This window comes from Enterococcus sp. 12C11_DIV0727 (assembly GCF_002148425.2).
GTDB lineage: Bacteria > Bacillota > Bacilli > Lactobacillales > Enterococcaceae > Enterococcus_L > Enterococcus_L lemimoniae.
In genome coordinates, this window is the sequence record NZ_CP147248.1 from 2,310,495 (window position 1) to 2,329,602 (window position 19,108).

Sequence of the window (19,108 nt, forward strand, 5' to 3'; positions counted from 1 at the left end):
TAAACACTTACCTGGGCTATCTTTCTATCTATTCATACTTAGAATTCTTCTCTCGGTGATAGTGAAGCGAACTTATTAAATTCTTTAATAAATAACAGTTCGACAGTTCCTCGAGCACCACTCCGGTTTTTCTCGATAATCACTTCGATCACATTGTCGATTTCTGGCTCTTCACGAGCACCATCCTCGCCTTCTTCCCCACGATCATAGTAATCATCGCGATAAAGAAAAGCTACGATATCCGCATCTTGCTCGATCGATCCAGACTCACGAATATCACTTAACACAGGACGTTTATCCTGACGTTGTTCTACACCACGAGATAATTGAGATAAAGCGATAACAGGAACTTTCAATTCCTTTGCTAACTTCTTCAATTGACGAGAAATTTCAGATACTTCTTGTTGGCGGCTCTCACGACCAGTTCCTTCAATCAGCTGCAGGTAATCGATCAAAATCAAACCAAGATTGCCGCGTTCTTGTGCTAGTTTACGACATTTCGCGCGAATTTCGGTAATTTTAATACCTGGTGTGTCATCGATATAGATTTGTGCTCTAGATAAGCTTCCCATTGCAATGATCAGGTTTTGCCACTCTTCTTCTGATAACTGACCAGTTCGTAAGTGTCCCGCTTCAATCGAACCTTCCGCACAAAGCATCCGGTTAACTAACGATTCCGCCCCCATTTCCAAACTGAAAATAGCAACAGAACGGTCTGTTTTAGTCCCGATATTTTGCGCGATATTCAAGGCAAAGGCTGTTTTTCCAACGGCTGGACGAGCAGCTAAAATGATTAATTCTTCTGCTTGTAGTCCAGCTGTCATTTTATCTAAGGCTGGATAACCTGTTGGTAATCCAGTAATGTCTTCATCGTTTTGATACAGTTGGTCAATGTTGGCGATTGAGGTGTTCAAGACATCTGCAATCGACAAAAAGCCGCTTCTATTTCTTTTTTCTGAAACTTCTAAGATACTACGTTCTGCATCATCCAGAATAGTCTCAACATCTTCTCCCTGTTCAAACCCTTTCGTAACAATATCTGTAGCAGTTTGAATCAGATTGCGAAGCAATGATTTTTGTTCGACGATTTTCGCATAGTACACAATATTAGCAGCCGTTGGTACAGCCAACGCTAAATCTGATAAATAGCTTAAACCACCAACATCTTCTAATAAATTTTCCTGTTCCAAACGATCTTTGATCGTAATGACATCAATCGCTTCATTTCGATCATTCAAGGTCAGCATAGTTTGAAAAATCAATTGATGATTACGGCGATAAAAATCTTTTGGTTCTATGTATTCTAAAGCATCGATAATAACCTCAGCATCTAAAAAAACCGACCCTAAAACGGCCTGCTCTGCTTCCATACTTTGGGGCGGTACTCGATCTTGCCATACTTCATTCATTTTTTTCTCTCCTATAGCTAAAATTACGCTTTTCAGTCTTTCTATTTTAACAAGAAACAAGCGAAATGTACAATGACATTATCGTTTCATTTTTGATTGGGAATAAGTAAAAAACAGAGGTTAGCCTCTGTTTTTTACTCATTATTCTTCTACAACATGAACTTTGATCGTTGCCGTTACTTCATGATGTAATTTAACTGGAACTTTTGTAAAGCCTAGCGAACGAATCGGTTGCGATAGTTCTAGCTTACGTTTATCTAATTTGACCTTATATTGCTTGTTTAAGGCTTCTGCGATTTGTTTTGAAGGAATAGACCCAAAGAGACGTCCATCCTCTCCAGCCTTCGCTTTAAGCTCTACAACAGTTTCTTCTTTTTCTAGAAATTCTTGCATTTTTTTGGCTTCTGCTAAAATTTCTGCTTCATGTTTATCTTGTGCTTTCTTTTGTCCAGCTAAAGCACTGATACTCCCTTTATTGGCTTCTTGAGCGTAACCATTTTTGATTAGAAAGTTTTGAGCGTAACCTGTTGGTACTTCTTTGACTTCTCCTTTTTTCCCTTTACCTTTAACGTCTTGTAAAAAAATAACTTTCATACTATTATTCCTCCTTATTTTTAAAGCATAGAAGTTTATGGAGCTGGATCATACATTACATCTATATTTTGTTGAATCACTTTCAGTAGCTGCTCTTTTACCTCAGTCACTGTTACATTTGTTAATTGTACCGCAGCATTCGTAAAATGACCACCTCCGCCTAAATTTTCCATAATCAGTTGGACGTTGATCGACCCGTTACTTCGTGCGCTGATCCCAATTTGCTTATCCGTTCTTTTTGTTATTACAAAAGCCGCGTTGATGCCCACCATCGATAATAATGTATCTGCCGTTTTCGCTGCAGTCACACTATCATATTCCTTCTCTTCGCTGCCAGTTACAATGACTGTGTCAGGTGTAACATATTCACTTTGAGCAATCAAACTGTTCATTTCCAAATAACTAGTTAAATCTGAGCTTAATAAATATTGTACTAAAGATGAATCTGCTCCACAAGTTCTTAAATAACTGGCCACATCAAAGGTGCGTGCCGTTGTCCGGACACTAAAACTTTTTGTATCCACAACGATTCCCGCTAATAATAAGGTTGCTTCAAGCTTATCCAAACTTCTTTGAGCGTTACTTTGGTATTCGATCAATTCAGTTACTAACTCTGAAGCAGATGACGCAGATGATTCAATGTAAGCCAGCAATGGTTTAGCAGGAAATTCATCCCCACGACGATGGTGATCGATAATTACGACTTTATCAAACTGTTCATATAGCTCTTGCGAGATCGAAAGTGACGGTTTATGGTAGTCAACCATAATCAATAGACTGCTATCTGTTTTTCGTTTCATTGCTTCCTTTGGTGTAATGATTTGCTTCGCCAGCTCAGGATATTTTTCCAGTTCAGCCATTACTCGGTCAACATCAGGAATACTTTCATTTTTATCTAGTACGACCCAAGCTTCCTTATGATGAAATTTAGCTAGTCGTGCCATACCAAAAGCTGAACCGATCGCATCCATGTCAGGAAAGCGATGTCCCATGATATAAACATCGGATGACTCTGCCAAAATCCCTTGAATTGCTGTACTCATTGCTCTAGAACGAACTCGTGTTCTCTTTGCGACGGAAGCTGTTCTACCACCATAAAAAATTGGTTTAGCATTATCTTTCGCTTCTTTAACTACGACTTGGTCGCCACCTCTAACTAATGCTGTATCCAAGTTTGTTTGGGCGGTATTTCCTGTTTGACTTAATGTTTCACCACCATATGAGATGCCCATACTTAATGTAATTGCTATCTCTCTTGTACTTGATTCTTTTCTGATCTTATCTAAAATTTGAAATTTAGTGTCCATCATTTTTTTGATATCTTCTAACTGCGCAATAAAGAAATAACGTTCCGCATTCAGTCTTTTATAAAAAACTTGATATTCATCCATCCAATCAGAAACCATTGTGGTAATAAAACTATTCAAGTAAGAGATTTCTTTTTCGTCCATACTATCTGTAATATCATCATAGTTATCAACTGATACAATTCCAATAGCTGTCTGCATCTCCAATTTTTCTTGATACAAATTACTCTCTTCTGTAATATCCTTAAAGGTTATCGTATTTTGATTTGTATCAATATTAAAACGATATACATGATCACCAACTTTAAATATATCTTTACCTTTTTCAGCTCGTGATACATAGGTTTGTATTAATTCTGAGCTGATAAGTGTTTGCCCATCTTTATGAAAAATATCTTCCGCGAACGGGTTTAACCACTTTGCTTCTTTTGTGTCTGGATCGTAATTTATAATCCCAACAGACACTTCATTAAAAGCATAATCTAATGACTTTTCTGCAATCGTACTTGCTTCTCTGATTTTTTCTGTATTAGATATTTCAATTTTTTTGATTAAGTAGAAAATCCGATTGATCAATACGAGATTGAGTATTAATAAACCAGCTATAATCATGTATTTATTAGATAAGAAGAAAAGCAACATTACTTCTAATAAAAAGAGAACGAATACAGAACCCAAAATCCGTTTCATTCCATTTTTTTTCATTATAAGGACTCCTCCATGTTCTGCAGATAAAGCTATTTTAGCATAAAAAAGTGATTTCTGCGAGTTACTAAATGTTTCACGTGAAACATTCAAAATCCACACTCACAGTTATTTACATTTAAACTAAAAAAAGATCAAAGAACTAACTAGTCCTTTGATCTCTAAGTAATTCTATATTATTGCTCTTCACCAACAAATGGTAATAAGCCCATGATACGTGCACGTTTGATTGCAATTGTTAATTTGCGTTGGTTCTTAGCGCCAGTACCTGTTACACGACGTGGCAAAATTTTTCCACGTTCAGAAATGAATTTTTTTAATAATTCGATATCTTTATAATCAATATATTCAATATGGTTAGCAGCGATATAATCGACTTTACGACGTTTACGTCCGCCTCTTCTTTGTTGTGCCATTCTTATTCCCTCCTATCAAATTCGTTTAGAATGGTAAATCATCATCTGAAATGTCAATAGTCGAGCCTGTTCCACCAAATGGATCAGAATCTCTATCGAAATCAGGCATACCGTTATTGTTAGACTGAGAGGATGATTGATTAAAATTGTTTTGTCCTGAAAAATTATTGTTCTGTGGTTGAAAACTACTTCCGCCACCAGCATTATAACTTGGTGCCGAATCTGATCCTTCTGTTGTTTGTCTTTGTTCTGAAGCAGAACGAGACTCTAACAACTGGAAATTCTCACAAACAACTTCAGTTACGTATACACGTTGACCTTGTTGATTCTCATAATTTCTAGTTTGAATACGACCAGTTACGCCTAATAATGTACCTTTACGCGCATAGTTTGCCATTGTTTCAGCAGGTTTACGCCAAATCACACAGTTAATAAAATCTGCTTCACGATTTCCATTCGCATTCGTAAAGTTACGGTTTACCGCTAAAGTAAATGTCGCAACTGCAGAACCACTAGAGGTATATCGTAAATCTGGATCTTTTGTTAGTCTTCCAACTAATACAACGTTGTTAATCATTTAAACATCTCCTTTCGTCAACCCAATGTTTCACGTGAAACATTTTGATTAAACTTCTTCCTTGATAATCATGTGACGGATAATATCGTCATTGATTTTAGCAAGACGATCAAATTCATTGATTGCTCCTGCAGTTGATGGAGAAGATACTTTAACGATATGATAGATGCCTTCACGGAATCCGTTCATTTCATATGCTAAGCGGCGTTTTTCCCAATCTTTTGATTCGATAACTTCAGCTCCGTTATCTTTTAAGATCGTGTCGAAACGTTCTACTAAAGCAGTTTTTGCTTCTTCATCAATGTTCGGACGAATAATGTACATAACTTCATAATTCGTAACTTGACTCATTGATTTTCACCTCCCTATGGACTTTAGGCTCTTAGTTTGCTAAGAGCAAGGAGAGTTATCTAAAATATATAGACTACTCACAATGTTTCATTATACAGCTAAAAGCTGATAAAATCAAGTATTCTTCGCAATTTTTGATCATTTTTTTTGACAATCATTTTTCTCTCAGGTCTTACTATTAATATACGTGTAAATCAGCTTTTTTTACTTTTTTACTTATGATTTAGGTTATTTATTTTTCGTGGTATACTATCCTTGTTCGAAATTACACAAATAATCTAAAGTAGTTTGAAAGGATGCTGTTACATTGAATCAATTGTTAGAATACCAACCGCTCAACCTGTACACGAATTATCTTGAGGCAACACGTAATAACCCTAAAACAGCTATTATTCATGATGAACCTCTACCAGCTTTTCCTGAACTTGGAACGAATTACACTTATCAATTAAGTCATGAAGCGATCTTAAACCGCGCTTATCAATTGGCTAGTTTAGGCGTAAAGGCTGAAGATAAAATCATCATTTTCAAAAGCTCAAAATTCGATACGTATCTGTTAGCAGTTGCCGCCTCTTATTTAGGTGCTGTTCCAGCGATGATTTCTTATCATTTCCCAGCTGAAACAATTGAAGTATTTGTTGATCGTTTGGAAAATCCATTTATCCTATTTGATGAAGAAACGGCATCAAAAATCGCAAAAGTAAAAAATAGTTCACCCGAAAAACAAATTTCAGTGGCAAACCTTTTACAAGCACCAGCTAATGAAGTCCCTCAAGTAGAATTACCTAAAGATATGATTGCTTACATGACACATACCTCTGGTACAACTGGTATTCCTAAACTAATCTGTCACTCTGCTAATTCTATGGGGTGGCGTACAAAATGGCAAAAAACAATCTTTACAAAAATCGCTGAGAAAAAACTGGTTGGATTTCATATTTCGCCTGTTCACTCTCGTTTCAATATTGGGATTTCTTCTTTGATGGCTATGGGTTTCCCGATGATGCCATTATCGATATCGAATAGTGACTCCGTAGCAGAAATGCTCTTAAAATATCAACCAATCGCTCTAGAAACTCATCCTAATAATTTTGTTCAGTGGACATCGCTAGCCAAAAGACAGCCAGAAGCCTTTACAAGCGTTCGTTATTATCATTCTACTTTTGATGCTATTAATAATGCCACGATGGCGAGCTTCTTAAAAGCTTCAGAAAAAAATGACCCAATTTTCCTTCAAGTTTATGGTCAAAGTGAATGTGGTCCAATGATCTTAAAAGCTCATACTTTAGAATCACTTAAACTATCTGACGCTCGTGATATGGGGGTTGGTTTAGAAGGTTTAACTGAAGCACGAATCGCGGATAAGAAAGGTAACGTTTTACCAGCTATGACTGATGGACATATCCAGTTCTTGTCTAAAGGACGTGCGCTAACTTATTTTAAAGAAGATGACCGCTTCCAAGCAACTGTTTTTGGTCCTTGGTGGGATAGTGGTGATTATGGCTTTATGGATGAAAATGGACATTTATTCCTTAAAGACCGTCAAGTCGATTTGATTGATAAGATCGATAGTAATTTGGCGATTGAGGATCATTTATTAGATGCTCTTGATTTTCTTCAAGAAGTGATCATTGTTCGAGCGAAGGATAACTCTCCTCAACCAATCTTAGCCGTTGATCCAAAACAAGGAATGGACTGGGATGCTTGGTGGGAACAAGTGACTGATTTACCTCACTTGAACAAACCGATTATTATGGATTGGGATGAAATTCCTCGTACAGCAACGATGAAAGTCCAACGATTGCAAATTGAAAAAGCACTGAAAGAAAATTAAAAGTCTAGCATAAAAAAGAATCACAAACTAAGCAAAAGAATTAGTTTGTGATTCTTTTTATTTTACAAATAAGGAGTTGTAAGTTCCATATTTCAATAACGTTTCTTGGGCTAATAAAACACCAATTCCTAATCCATCAGGCACCTTAATTTCCCCTTTTCGAATCTCAAATGGTTCCGTAATAATATCTTCGTAATAATAGCGATCAGAAGCCGAAATATCTCCCGGAAAAGTAAATAATTTTTGAGAGGCAAACTGTAAATTCAGCGCTCTACCCACACCAGACTCAAACATTCCGCCTAGCCAGACTAGTAATTCTTTTTCTTTGCAAAATTCAACGATTTTCATTGCTTCTGTGAGTCCACCAACTCTAGGAATTTTCAAGTTTATACTCCGACAACTTCCCAAAGAAAAGGCCAATTCACAATCTTTAAGTGTTCGAATATTTTCATCCAAGCAGATATCCGTTTTTAGTTCTTTTTGCAACTGCGCATGGTCTAAAAAGTCATTCGCTGCAAAAGGTTGTTCGATCATAGCTAGATCATATGTATCTAATTGCTTCAAATGTGAGATATCTGAAATGGCATAGGCTGAATTAGCATCAACCATCAATGGTAAGTCAGGGAATTTGTTCCGAATAGCATCAATTGGTTTTAAATCATAACCAGGACGTATCTTTAATTTAATTCGTTGGTATCCTAGTCCTACATATTTAGTAATTTGATCCAATAATTTAGTCAAATCCGTCTGGATACCGACGCTGACACCTACAGGAATTTGTGCTCTAGTATCAGTAAAATACTCTTTTAAGCTTTTTCCATTTCGTTTAGCATATAAATCCCAAATTGCTGTTTCAAGGCTAGATTTAGCCATGTAGTTTCCTTTTACTTCGTTAAAAAGCAGTGCTACTTCTTTAGGATGTTGGATGTCTACATTATCCAGTAAAGGAATTAAATGTTTTTGAAGTATGATACGAGCTGTGTCAATTGTCTCTTCTATGTAATCGGGCTGCTCAAATGGAACCAGTTCGCCAATTCCTTGATTCCCCAGTTCATCGGTCACTAACACAAGATCAAAAGCTTTCTCTGCTAAAAGACCATAACTTGTTTTAAAGGGAATCCTTAGCGGTAGCCGAACACGATAACAGTCAACTCGATGAATTTTCAATTGTATGTCCTCCTTAAGTTGTTAGCTGTCTTCTGATGAGCTAGTGACAAATGATATAACGATTTTCTCAAACGTCTGTGGTTTTTCTAAATGAATGCAGTGACCTGTGTTACTAACAATTTCAATCAAAAAAGCGGGCTGTCTTTCTTTCATTTTTGCAGCAATCTGTTGAAATTTATGATCTAATTCACCAACTATTAACAAAGTTGGTACTTTTAACTTATCTAGCTCTGGCCAAAAGTCTGGCTGAACTCCGGTCCCCATAAACCACAAACTACAGGCAAGTCCAAAATTTCGTTGCGCCAAACGTTCTTGTCGTACAGCTTCCTGAACTTGGATTGATAATTTTTTTTGGCTAGCAAAAAGAGGTAGTTTTTCCCATTTCTCAACAAAAGCTTCGATAGAGTGACTCATAATAAAACCAGCTAAATGTTCATCAGAATATTTGCGCAGTATTCGCTCTGTTTTCCCCTTTAAACCTGGAGATCCGCTTTCTAAGATCAGTTGCTGAATCTTTTGAGGAAATAAGTAGGCGAATCCTAAAGCAGCTCTAGCACCCATTGAATAGCCTAATAACGAAAACTTGAAAATACCTAGCTGCTCAGTCAATATGGCAATATCTTGACACAAGCAATCCATCTGATAGCGATATGGATGGACATAACAGTCGGTTTTTCCATGTCCGATCAAATCAATCGCTAAAATATTGAGCTCTCTTTCTTTTAGAAAAACAGGCGCAAAGGTCTGGCTAGTACCAGTAAATCCATGAAAGCAAACCACTGTTGGTCGTTTCGCTTTGTACTCTGAAAACCACTCATAATAATAGTTTACTCCATTTATCGTTGCATTCATTCTTTTTCCCTTAGCTTTTCTTTTAATCTCATCATTACTTTTTCGTAGAGTTGAACGTTTTCTTGACGCTCACCAACAACTTCAATAATTTGAAATGCAGGCTGTTTTTGTGTTTTTTCCAACAATACCGCCAACTGTTCTAAACTTTCAGCTTTAACATAGTTTGCGTCATACAATTGTGCAACTAAAGAAAAATCTAAATCGATCGGTGTTCCGAAAATTGGTTCAAAATCCTCCACTGCTAACTGACGTTGTGAAAGAAAAGAAAAAATACCGCCGCCATTATTGTTCAGTAAAATAATCGTCAATGGTAAGTTATAACGTTTAGCCAATAATAACCCGTTCATATCATGATACATCGCCAAATCACCAATCAACAATACATTCTGACGCTCTGGATTTATTGCACACATCCCCAAAGCAGTTGAGACAATCCCATCAATACCATTGATCCCACGATTTCCAAATAACTGATAATGATTTGATTCAGCTGTTGAAAACCGATCTAGAAAGCGAATTGCATTACTATTAGAAACAAACAACTGACCGTTATCTGCCATTTTCTTATGGACAAGCAGACTTGCTGATGTTTCGTTTAATGTTTTCATTTCGCTAAGTTCATTTAATTGCTGTTCTGTTATTTCTTGCCAAGTCATCCATTGATTACTCCATGAGTCCACGGTTTTTGTTTCAACTTTATTAATGATTGCTTGAATAAAAGTTTGTTCTTCGGCTTGGATCGCAACTTGTGTTTGTTTTAATTGGTCTTGCCACTCACCTGTTTCATCAACAAAATACATTGTAGTCTTATCCTCAAGTGATTGTAGCCAAAACATTGTATTTTTGGAAATAGGTAACATTCCAAAGCGAACGACTACTTCTGGATATTGGATCATTTCAACTTCTTGGATAAAAAGATCCGCACATCTCATGATTAATGGACTGTTTTTGCCGCATGCTGTGATATTTGCCAACGGGTCGCTAATGATTGGCCAGTTTAAGGTTTCGGCTAATTGAATAAATACTTCAGCTTCTTCTGATGTATGATTGCCCCCGACCACTAAAATGCCTTGCTTCCCTTGCCAAGCATCAACACAGTTGATTATCTGTTCTTTTGACAGTTGCTTTTTACCTGCCAAAATGGTAGTTGTTTTTTCAGCGATCAATGATCGATCTAAATTGGGTAATAACGGTTCTCGTAATGGAAAATTCAAATGAATAGGACCTTTAGGGATTTGACATGCTGTATCTGTCGCTCGCATTCCTTGCCAATAAGCATAATCCAACATTATTTTCGTGCCTTCTGGGATAGCCATTTCGATAAACTCTTTGACATGGCCTTGAAACAAGTGAAATTGGTCCATTGCTTGCGGCGCACCAACTTGACGTAATTCATGTGGCCGATCTGTAGTCAAAACGATCAACGGAATATGACTAGCATAGGCTTCACAAATTGCTGGATAGTAATTTGCCGCAGCGGTTCCTGAAGTACATAATAAAACAACCGGCTTACTACTTGCCTTGCTTAACCCTAATGCAAAGAAAGCTGCTGATCGCTCATCCACTTCGGTAAACGTTTCGATTTGTCCTTGTCGATGCAATAATAAAGCAAGTGGTGTGGAACGTGAACCTGGACTTATCACAGCTTGTTCTACACCACTACTGATCATTCCTTCAACAAAGGTTTGTAAATAATTTGTCATATCACTTTGATTTGTCACGATCTTCCCCGCCTATTCCTCTTAACATCGGTTGAAATTTGATTTTTGTCTCGATTCGTTCTTGTTCTGCTTGAGAATCTTTAACGACCCCGCAACCTGCATATAAATAACCAATCGCCCCCGTAAACACTGCTGAACGAATCCCTACGGCAAATTCGCCAATATCTTCTTTAATCGCAACCCAGCCGATTGGAGCACCATATAATCCTCTATCCAACTGTTCATGCTCCTTAAGCCACGCTATAGCTAATTCTTTTGGTTCTCCACCTAATGCTGGTGTTGGATGTAGCTGCTGAACTCCCTTCAAGAATCGATAAGCTTTTTTCCGCTTTCCTTCGATCGGTAAGTACAAATGCTGAATATCACGATTCTTTAATAGTTGCGGCGTTGTAGCTTGAATCGAAGTCCCTGTCATCTGTTCTAATTCTTTGATGATTCTGTCGACAACAATTTTGTGCTCTTGCTTATTTTTCAAATCATTTAGCAAATAATGACCTAGTGAGTCATCTTCAGTTTCGGTTGTTCCACGTGAAACAGAACCTGCGATACTAGCCGTTGAAAAGGTTTCTTTAGAAGCTTTTAATAAGCATTCCGGTGTCGCACCAACAAAGATTTGTTCATCTGATTCTAAAACAAAAAAATACGTATTGGTTTGCTGTTGTTGGAGATTTTGTAAAATAACCTCTGCTTGAAAGGGTTGATTACTCTTCACTTCCATCCGTCTGGCTAAAACAACTTTTTTTAACGGACCTGCTTCTCGCAATTTCGCTACAGTATCATCAACGACCGTCATCCACTCTGAAACCGCAATTTCTTCTGCTTTGATTTGTGCAGGTTCTTTTTTCGCAACTTTCTCAGTTTCCATAACGCTTGCAAACTCTTCTGTAAGTTGTTGCCACTTTTGCTGTAATGCATCTTCAGTTTCAGCACTGAAATTCATTGTAAGGTACTGTTTCCCATCGATTTCTGTCAGTAAAAAGGTTGGCAAATAAAATAGCCCTTGCTCCATGCGCCCCCAATCATTTTGCTCGATTGGTTTGCTATCAAAAGCAAAACCACCAAACAAAATAGCACCTGTACCCGTGATAAAGTTGTTTTGATAAATTTTTGCTTTTTCCTCTAAAATAAATGCATCGACTTTTTCAAAAGATGCCTGATCATCCGTCAGTTCTTTTGCTTTACCGAAGCCAACTAGCGTAAAGTTTTTTTCTGGTGTTTGCCAATAAAAACGTTCGCTTTTATATTTTTTTTGCCCCTTCTCAAAAGAAGTACGCAAAGAATCTTGGTTTTCATTTATTTCTTTGACCCAGCTAAATTGTCGATAGCCTTTTTCAAAAGCTTGTACTAATTCTTTAGGAATGCTCATTTGTTTAAAAAAGCCTCCCTTTCTATTGTTGTTAAACGGTGTTTCGCTAATTTCCCACTAGCTGTTTTTGGTAGCGAGTGGCATAAATAAACCCGTTTAGGTAGTTTATATTTTGCTAAATATTGTTTTGCAAATGCGTTTATCATTTCTGCTGTAATCGTTGGTGCACCAACAATATACGCTACAGGAACTGCATCCCATTTTTCATCGGGCTCGCCAACGACTGCAACTTCTTTTACTCCGGGAAATTCTTGTAAAACATGTTCAATTTCTGTAGGATAGATGTTTTCACCGCCTGAAATGATCAACTCACTTAAACGACTGACCAGATAAAGATAGCCATCTTCATCCAGATACCCCATATCCCCCGTTTTGAACCAGCCATCTGGCGTCCATTTTACGGTTTGCCATTGTTCACCATTTAAATAGTGACGAACGACATTTTTCCCTTTTAATAGAATCTCACCGACGTTGTTAGGCTCTAGCTGTTTTTCATTAGCATCAACAATCTTGAGCGCTATTCCCATCAACGGTTTACCTGCTGAACCAATTTTTTTCGCAGCATCTTCAAAGCTTAAAGCCACGACTTGTGAACAGGTTTCAGTCATTCCGTATGACTGAATCACAGGAATACCATAACTTTCGCATTTTTCCAATGCTTTAGGTGAAATCGGGCCGCCTCCAAGCAACATCGCTTTAAAAGTTGATCTGTAGCCGTTCTTAGGATAATGTTCTAGCAACTCCCGCAACATGACCGCCACGACCGAAATCACCGTTCCCTGACCATCAGCTAGATCTTCCGTCACTGCTTTTGCCTCAAATTTACTATATAAACGTAAACTGCAGCCTAATACTAATTGACGAATGATGATCGACAGCCCACTGATATGAAATAAGGGGACTGGACATAGCCAACAATCTGCTTCTGTGATTTTCATGTTTTCTTGCGTTGCTAAAGCGCTAGCCAAATGATTACTAAAACACTGCACAACACCTTTGGGATTCCCTGTAGTACCTGATGTGTACATGATCGAAGCTGTTGCATCAAGATTGTAGGCAGGAGTGGTTTCACTTGTTGATAAAAGGTTAGTTTCAGGCTGTATCATTTCAGTTACAGTTAAAAAATCTAATTTAGCAAAAAAGGACAAACTTTCCGTAGCAACCACTACCTGATTTACCTTAGCATCCGTCAATTGATAACGAAGTTCTTGTATGCTTAATTGTGTATTTAGCAAAACCAATTCTTTTCCTAACGCCCACAGAGCAAGAATTGAAAAATACATTTCTTTTGAATTACGGCTAAATAGACCGATTCGTTTTTCTTTACTGGGAATTTTCATAGAAAATGTATCTGCCCACTGTTTGACTTCCTGCCCAACTTCAGCAAATGACCATGTTTCATCCTGCCAATAAAAAGCAGGCTGATCGGGTCGTTCATTTACTTGTTTTTGCAGCCAACTACTCATGATTTTCACCCTTTATGGAAATTTAGGAAATTGATCGAAATCTGGGTCGCGTTTTTCTTTAAATGAATCACGGCCTTCTTTTGCTTCATCCATTGTGTAATAAAGCAACGTTGCATCCCCTGCTAATTGCTGAATTCCAGCTAGTCCATCGGTATCAGCATTTAAAGAAGCTTTGATCATACGTAATGCGAGAGGGCTTTTCTTCAACATTTCTTCTGCCCATTCCATCGTAACATCTTCAATTTCCGCTAATGGGACAACCGTATTGATCCACCCCATATCCAATGCTTCTTCAGCTGAATATTGTTTACATAGGAACCAAACTTCTTTGGCTTTTTTATGACCCACTACACGAGCTAAATAACCAGAACCATAACCGCCGTCAAAACTACCTACATTTGGCCCAGTTTGACCGAATTTAGCATTATCTGCTGCAATCGTTAAATCACAAACCAGTTGAAGGACATTTCCCCCACCGATCGAATACCCTTTGACCATTGCGATAACAGGTTTTGGAATTACTCGAATCAAGCGTTGTAAATCTAGTACATTTAAACGAGGAACACTATCTTCTCCTACATAGCCACCATGTCCACGGACTTTTTGATCTCCACCGGAACAAAACGCTTTGTCGCCTGCACCTGTCAAAATAATCACACCAACATCTTGTTTATCACGGCTAATATTAAAAGCATCGATCATTTCCATAACCGTTTTTGGTGTGAAGGCATTATGCACCTGAGGACGATTAATCGTGATTTTTGCTACTTTACCTTCTTGTTCAAATAAAATTTCATCGTATTCTTTGATCGTTGTCCAGTTTCTCATGAGGAAACCTCCTTATAATTTTAAAAGCGGAACAAGCCGCTTAGCTCTGACTGAAAATAGGAACGTATGACTGAGTTTTTTGTCTCACTCAATTTTTTTCTTTTCCCTTGGGAGTTAGCTTACACAGCTAAATTAGTTTTCAATGCTTCTATTATACACAAATATGGATATTTTAGAATGATAGACGGTTTAGAGAATGATAAAAGCAAATAAGATTTTTTACGAAAATAGAAAACCTTTCTCGAAAAATACTAAGTATTTCTCCAAAGGCAATGTTCTTTTAGTTTGAAATTAGTGGTATTACAGAACCTATTATATATGGTCTAATCGTTCCATATCGCAAAACATTTATTTACATTATTATCGCTAGAGCTGTAGGCGGAGTCATCCATAGCTTTTTTCAAGTCAAAATAGTCTATTATGCATTTGCCATTTTTGGGGAATTCCAGCATACAGCTCAATAATTATCTAGTTATTTTCTGCTTTAATCACTGTAAGTATTGCAGCAGTCCTTTGTTATAATATTCGGATACGAAAGGAGCAAAAATAGCATAAACACAGACTTAATAAATCAATTTTATTGAACTAATATAAAATAGAATAAATAAAAAGCAGCTTTCTGAAAGAACAATTCTTTCAGAAAGCTGCTTTTTTGATCACATGTCTATTTTAATTTTTTACTATAAAAAATGTTTATACTTAACTATTTACATCCTATCAATGTGCCAACATCTCTTGCGCAATCTCAAAACCAGTCATATTAACAGGATAATATGTTGGCCAATTATCCATTTCTTCTAATAATTTTTGCTGACTTTCATCGCCAAAATAAATATGGAAATGTGCTGCTTTTGACGGTGCGATTCCATGATCTGAAAATTGAACATATTTGTAAGGCGTGTCTTCTGTAGCTTCAAATAAATAGCGAACGCCACGATTTCCTGCTTTATAAGTTAAGATTTCTTTGCCTGCGTATTTGTATTTCGATGAATACTTTTTATCCCCTACTATAAATGTCATGGCATCTTTGCTAATATCAATTCGATCCACGTCTGTTTGGTATCCTTTTTGATAATAGGCTTTGTATTCTTCTGCCGTCATTTTTTTCGTTAGTTTTTCTTTATAATCAAATACTTGATCAAATGTGCCATCTTCTAAATAGGGAAACACCGATTGCCACTCACCTACATAATCAGAAAGCTCACGGTCTTTAACATCCTTATCATCAAAATATCCATTTGAAACTGTCTTGTTTACGGCAGTTTCAGTTAATTCTTTTTTCGGGGTAACTTCTGTTGATTTTATCAACGCCTCTAAATTCTCTTTCATCACACTAATATATGTTTTGCCTGCTTTCATATCCTCATTGGTAAGTCCTTCTAACGGATTTAATACAAGTAATTCTACACCCGTCTCATTTGCTAAAGTTTTCGCTACTCGGTCATTTGCGTTTTCTTCAAAATAGATATAGTTGATTCCTGTTTCTTCAACTAATTTTTTCAATTCTGCAATCCGAGAAGGCTGTGGTTCTTGATCAGGAGAAATTCCTGCGATTGGAATTTGTTTTAGGTTATAATCTAATGCCAGATAAGAAAAAGCTGTATGTTGGGTGATAAAATTCTTTTGTTTGGCATTCGCTAATTTTGCTTCGTATTGCTCATTAAGCTCCGTTAATTGTTCGATATAATCGGCCGCATTTTTAGTAAATGTTGTTTTTTGCTCTGGAAAATGGTTAATCAATTCATCTCTGATTGTTTCTACTTCTTTGATTGCTCGAAATGGACTCAACCATAGATGAGGATCATAGTCATGAGAATGTCCTTCATGGCTCTCCTCTGCTGAATGGTCGTGGTCTTCATTTCCAGGTAAAAGAACCATGCCTTCACTTGCTTTAATGCTCGTCACATTCTTTAGTGATTTTTCCATCTTAGGCACCCAAGTTTCCATGTATTCACTATTATAAACAAAGGCATCTGCATCTTGTAATTTGGCAATGTCTTTTGCAGAAGGTTCATAATCATGTGCTTCTGTTCCTGCTGGAACCATTAACGTCACCTCACCAACGTCGCCAACTATATTTCTAGTAAATTCATACATCGGATAAAATGAAGTAACAATCGTTAATTGTTTTTGTTCTTTATTCTCTTTTGTCTCAGTTTTTGATTTGGTACAGGCGGTGAAAACAATACCTAGTAAAAATAGCCCTGCAATCGCGATAATAAGACTTAACTTCTTTTTCATTTCTGATCTCCTCAATCGTTTTATTATATGATGCGTCGTATCTTAAAATAATTACTACTATTAAAAAGGTTTATTTGGCTAACCTTTTTAATTGTTTAGGCCTTCATCTTGCTACTCCTTTCCGATTTCGATCGTCTAAAACGTAATCGTTACACTTTGTCCAAATGAAAATATAACAATTTTTTTTCTCATTGTCAAGGAATGCATAAAAGACCAAGAAAAAAACGTTACGTTTCTTCCTTGGCCTTTTATTTGTAAAACGACTGATACAAAATCTACTACTCCGATTTATATCAGTCCATTCCATTTTCGAAAACTACTCCATATAAACACTATTAGTAGGCACAACTTGAGCTCCAAACGGCATTAACGCCAATTTAGCTAATTTAAACGACTGCATCCCAAATGGAATCCCAATAATCGTTACACATAAAATAATTCCACTGACACAATGTCCTACTGCTAACCAAAATCCGCTGAAAACTAGCCAAAGAATGTTCACTAAAAATGAAACTGTACTTGTGCTGTAGACAACTCTTTTGCCAAATGGCCAAAAACTTAACCCTGCAAGCTTGAAACACTGTAAGCCAATCGGAATTCCAACGATTGTAATACACCAAAGAATGCCCGCTAAAAGCCACGTTATCCCACCAAAAAATCCGCCAAAAATAAACCAAATAATATTTCCTAAACAGCCCATCTTAAATCCTCCCATTTCTACTTAACGATATAAAATTAAATTATACTATAAAAGCAGAAAATAGATACTTTCTCTAAGCATAAATTTATTAAACTATACAAAATCACTTGTGATCATCCTATAACTTGGTTACTATCATAATTAAGAGTAATTCTTTCAATAAAAGGAGATGATTTTATGAATAAAGCTGTTGTAGTGTACCAAAGTACGCCGATGCTCGGAAAAAGTAAACTACCGAATGGTTCAATTTTAGGGATGTTTAAACAAAAAAAACTAGTAACTAAATTAAATAAAACCCTTGAAACAAAAAATAGTCCTTGGCTAGTCGCTTTAGATGATTCAATAGCCGATATTGATGTGATTGCTCAAGAAGCTGATGCCATTATCTGTGTACCAGGACTACAGAAACAGTTTGATTGCAAGAATTATCCTAAAGAAAAAGTATTTTACTTTGATTCTTTAAGTTACCATGAATTAGCTTTAGACAACGTCATCAAATTTCTAGAATTGATCGAACAATAACAAGAGAGGACTGACTTTTATGCACTTACTAGACTACTTAACGATCGAAACAACTGAGCAATCTAAAGAAAAAGTTGTGCTAACAATGAAAATAGCGGATTTTCATAAACAGCCTTATGGAATTTTGCATGGCGGAATGAACGGTGTTTTAATTGAAACAGCCTGTAGTTTAGGTGCTAATGAACAGTTTTCAGAAGAAAATGCTTATGCTGTCGGCGTTGATTTACAAGTCAATCACCTAAAAAGTGTCGCGGAGGGCGTTCTGACAGTCATAGCCCAACCAAATCATATTGGCGGTTCCTTGCAAGTGTGGGAAGGAAAAATTTTCAATGAAACTGGAAATCTGATCAGCGTTGGTCGTTGTACCTTGCTTAAACGAACGGAAAAATAAAAAAGCGTGTAAGTTAAAATAGTGTAGCTATTTTTAACTTACCAGCTTTTTTATTCTCATTCCAAAAAAAAGTTTTTTTTACATCAATTAAATTCAAGGTTAATTCTAGAGAAAGACTAATCAACATTATATTTTTCCCCAGATGCTTTTGTTTTTATATTATTTTATTATAATTACATAATTTCTCCAGTTATGATTTTTAATTTCATAAATAAAGATGACATCACATCTAGCTCATTTTGATCCACTTCTGAATATTTTTGATTCAAGATTTTTTCTCTTTCTTTTTTGACAAGTGAATGCATCAAATTTAATTCTTCTGTGGTTAGATTAGCTAAATAAACATGGTTTGGTTCAGAGTAAGCAAATGCTTCGATTTCAAACGTCTCTGGATTTCGTTTTAAGCTAGTTCTAATTTGAAAACCATTTGAAAAAGTGATCATTTCGACATAAAGATACTCTGAAAAGGTAATCGGTCTACGCTCATAAACGGTTGTCTTACCACCAAATATTTCTAGTATATTTTCGATAAAGTTAGATAACGCCGTTCCAATATTTAATTGTTTTGAAAAAGTTTTCGATAGTAATAATTTTTCTTGTGTCATCCTTTTTACCTCTCACTTCTTATTACTCTTTATTATAATCATATTTTTTTCAAAAC

18 protein-coding genes are annotated in these 19,108 nt (G+C 36.5%); 3 read left to right on the forward strand and 15 right to left on the reverse strand.

The window, feature by feature from the left end; translation table 11 throughout:
* Positions 1-38 precede the first annotated feature (38 nt).
* The 6 genes from dnaB to rpsF all read right to left on the reverse strand — a co-directional run bounded on the left by dnaB (position 39) and on the right by rpsF (position 5,359).
* On the reverse strand, positions 39-1,409 hold the full coding sequence (dnaB, locus tag A5866_RS10960) for a replicative DNA helicase (protein WP_086445390.1): 1,371 nt from the start codon (positions 1,407-1,409) through the stop codon (positions 39-41).
* Positions 1,410-1,550: 141 nt separating this feature from the next.
* Entirely contained in the window at positions 1,551-2,003 is a 453-nt protein-coding gene (gene rplI / locus A5866_RS10965; protein WP_069653499.1) for a 50S ribosomal protein L9, read from the reverse strand.
* Between the two features lie 35 nt (positions 2,004-2,038).
* Entirely contained in the window at positions 2,039-4,015 is a 1,977-nt protein-coding gene (locus A5866_RS10970) for a DHH family phosphoesterase (protein ID WP_086445389.1), read from the reverse strand.
* Positions 4,016-4,191: 176 nt separating this feature from the next.
* Complete coding sequence (rpsR, locus tag A5866_RS10975; protein ID WP_010762117.1) at positions 4,192-4,431, reverse strand: 30S ribosomal protein S18; 240 nt, start codon at positions 4,429-4,431, stop codon at positions 4,192-4,194.
* A 25-nt stretch (positions 4,432-4,456) separates the two neighbouring features.
* The gene (ssb, locus tag A5866_RS10980; protein ID WP_086277665.1) at positions 4,457-5,008 is read right to left on the reverse strand and encodes a single-stranded DNA-binding protein; all 552 of its coding nucleotides are present in this window, start codon (positions 5,006-5,008) and stop codon (positions 4,457-4,459) included.
* A 48-nt stretch (positions 5,009-5,056) separates the two neighbouring features.
* Positions 5,057-5,359 (reverse strand): 30S ribosomal protein S6, encoded by a 303-nt coding sequence (rpsF, locus tag A5866_RS10985; protein WP_010766612.1) that lies wholly within the window; start codon positions 5,357-5,359, stop codon positions 5,057-5,059.
* A 307-nt stretch (positions 5,360-5,666) separates the two neighbouring features.
* On the opposite strand from rpsF, the gene A5866_RS10990 reads away from it, so the two are divergent.
* Positions 5,667-7,193 (forward strand): AMP-binding protein, encoded by a 1,527-nt coding sequence (locus A5866_RS10990; RefSeq protein ID WP_086445388.1) that lies wholly within the window; start codon positions 5,667-5,669, stop codon positions 7,191-7,193.
* A gap of 57 nt (positions 7,194-7,250) precedes the next feature.
* Here the strand turns inward: A5866_RS10990 and menC are convergent, their stop codons facing one another.
* The 8 genes from menC to A5866_RS11030 all read right to left on the reverse strand — a co-directional run bounded on the left by menC (position 7,251) and on the right by A5866_RS11030 (position 17,534).
* Complete coding sequence (gene menC, locus A5866_RS10995; RefSeq protein ID WP_086445387.1) at positions 7,251-8,360, reverse strand: o-succinylbenzoate synthase; 1,110 nt, start codon at positions 8,358-8,360, stop codon at positions 7,251-7,253.
* Between the two features lie 21 nt (positions 8,361-8,381).
* A complete protein-coding gene (menH, locus tag A5866_RS11000; protein ID WP_086445386.1) occupies positions 8,382-9,212 on the reverse strand; it encodes a 2-succinyl-6-hydroxy-2,4-cyclohexadiene-1-carboxylate synthase in 831 nt (276 codons plus the stop codon).
* The gene (menD, locus tag A5866_RS11005; RefSeq protein ID WP_086445385.1) at positions 9,209-10,933 is read right to left on the reverse strand and encodes a 2-succinyl-5-enolpyruvyl-6-hydroxy-3-cyclohexene-1-carboxylic-acid synthase; all 1,725 of its coding nucleotides are present in this window, start codon (positions 10,931-10,933) and stop codon (positions 9,209-9,211) included. The genes menH and menD overlap by 4 nt, the downstream gene beginning before the upstream one ends.
* On the reverse strand, positions 10,917-12,299 hold the full coding sequence (locus tag A5866_RS11010) for an isochorismate synthase (protein WP_086445384.1): 1,383 nt from the start codon (positions 12,297-12,299) through the stop codon (positions 10,917-10,919). Before A5866_RS11010 ends, menD begins: the two co-directional genes overlap by 17 nt.
* On the reverse strand, positions 12,296-13,765 hold the full coding sequence (locus A5866_RS11015; RefSeq protein WP_086445383.1) for an o-succinylbenzoate--CoA ligase: 1,470 nt from the start codon (positions 13,763-13,765) through the stop codon (positions 12,296-12,298). The genes A5866_RS11010 and A5866_RS11015 overlap by 4 nt, the downstream gene beginning before the upstream one ends.
* Positions 13,766-13,777: 12 nt before the next feature.
* Positions 13,778-14,593, reverse strand: coding sequence for a 1,4-dihydroxy-2-naphthoyl-CoA synthase (gene menB, locus A5866_RS11020; protein WP_086277655.1), 816 nt, complete (start codon positions 14,591-14,593; stop codon positions 13,778-13,780).
* A 717-nt stretch (positions 14,594-15,310) separates the two neighbouring features.
* A complete protein-coding gene (locus A5866_RS11025; RefSeq protein WP_086445382.1) occupies positions 15,311-16,834 on the reverse strand; it encodes a zinc ABC transporter substrate-binding protein AdcA in 1,524 nt (507 codons plus the stop codon).
* 316 nt (positions 16,835-17,150) lie between these two features.
* Positions 17,151-17,534: a YccF domain-containing protein gene (locus A5866_RS11030; RefSeq protein WP_086277653.1), complete on the reverse strand. Its 384-nt coding sequence runs from the start codon at positions 17,532-17,534 to the stop codon at positions 17,151-17,153.
* Positions 17,535-17,711: 177 nt separating this feature from the next.
* Between A5866_RS11030 and A5866_RS11035 the strand changes: the two genes are divergently transcribed.
* A complete protein-coding gene (locus A5866_RS11035; protein ID WP_086445381.1) occupies positions 17,712-18,056 on the forward strand; it encodes a hypothetical protein in 345 nt (114 codons plus the stop codon).
* Positions 18,057-18,075: 19 nt separating this feature from the next.
* On the forward strand, positions 18,076-18,447 hold the full coding sequence (locus tag A5866_RS11040; RefSeq protein WP_086277651.1) for a PaaI family thioesterase: 372 nt from the start codon (positions 18,076-18,078) through the stop codon (positions 18,445-18,447).
* A 173-nt stretch (positions 18,448-18,620) separates the two neighbouring features.
* Here A5866_RS11040 and A5866_RS11045 read toward each other — a convergent pair whose 3' ends face one another.
* Positions 18,621-19,052 (reverse strand): hypothetical protein, encoded by a 432-nt coding sequence (locus A5866_RS11045; protein ID WP_086277650.1) that lies wholly within the window; start codon positions 19,050-19,052, stop codon positions 18,621-18,623.
* Positions 19,053-19,108: the final 56 nt, after the last annotated feature.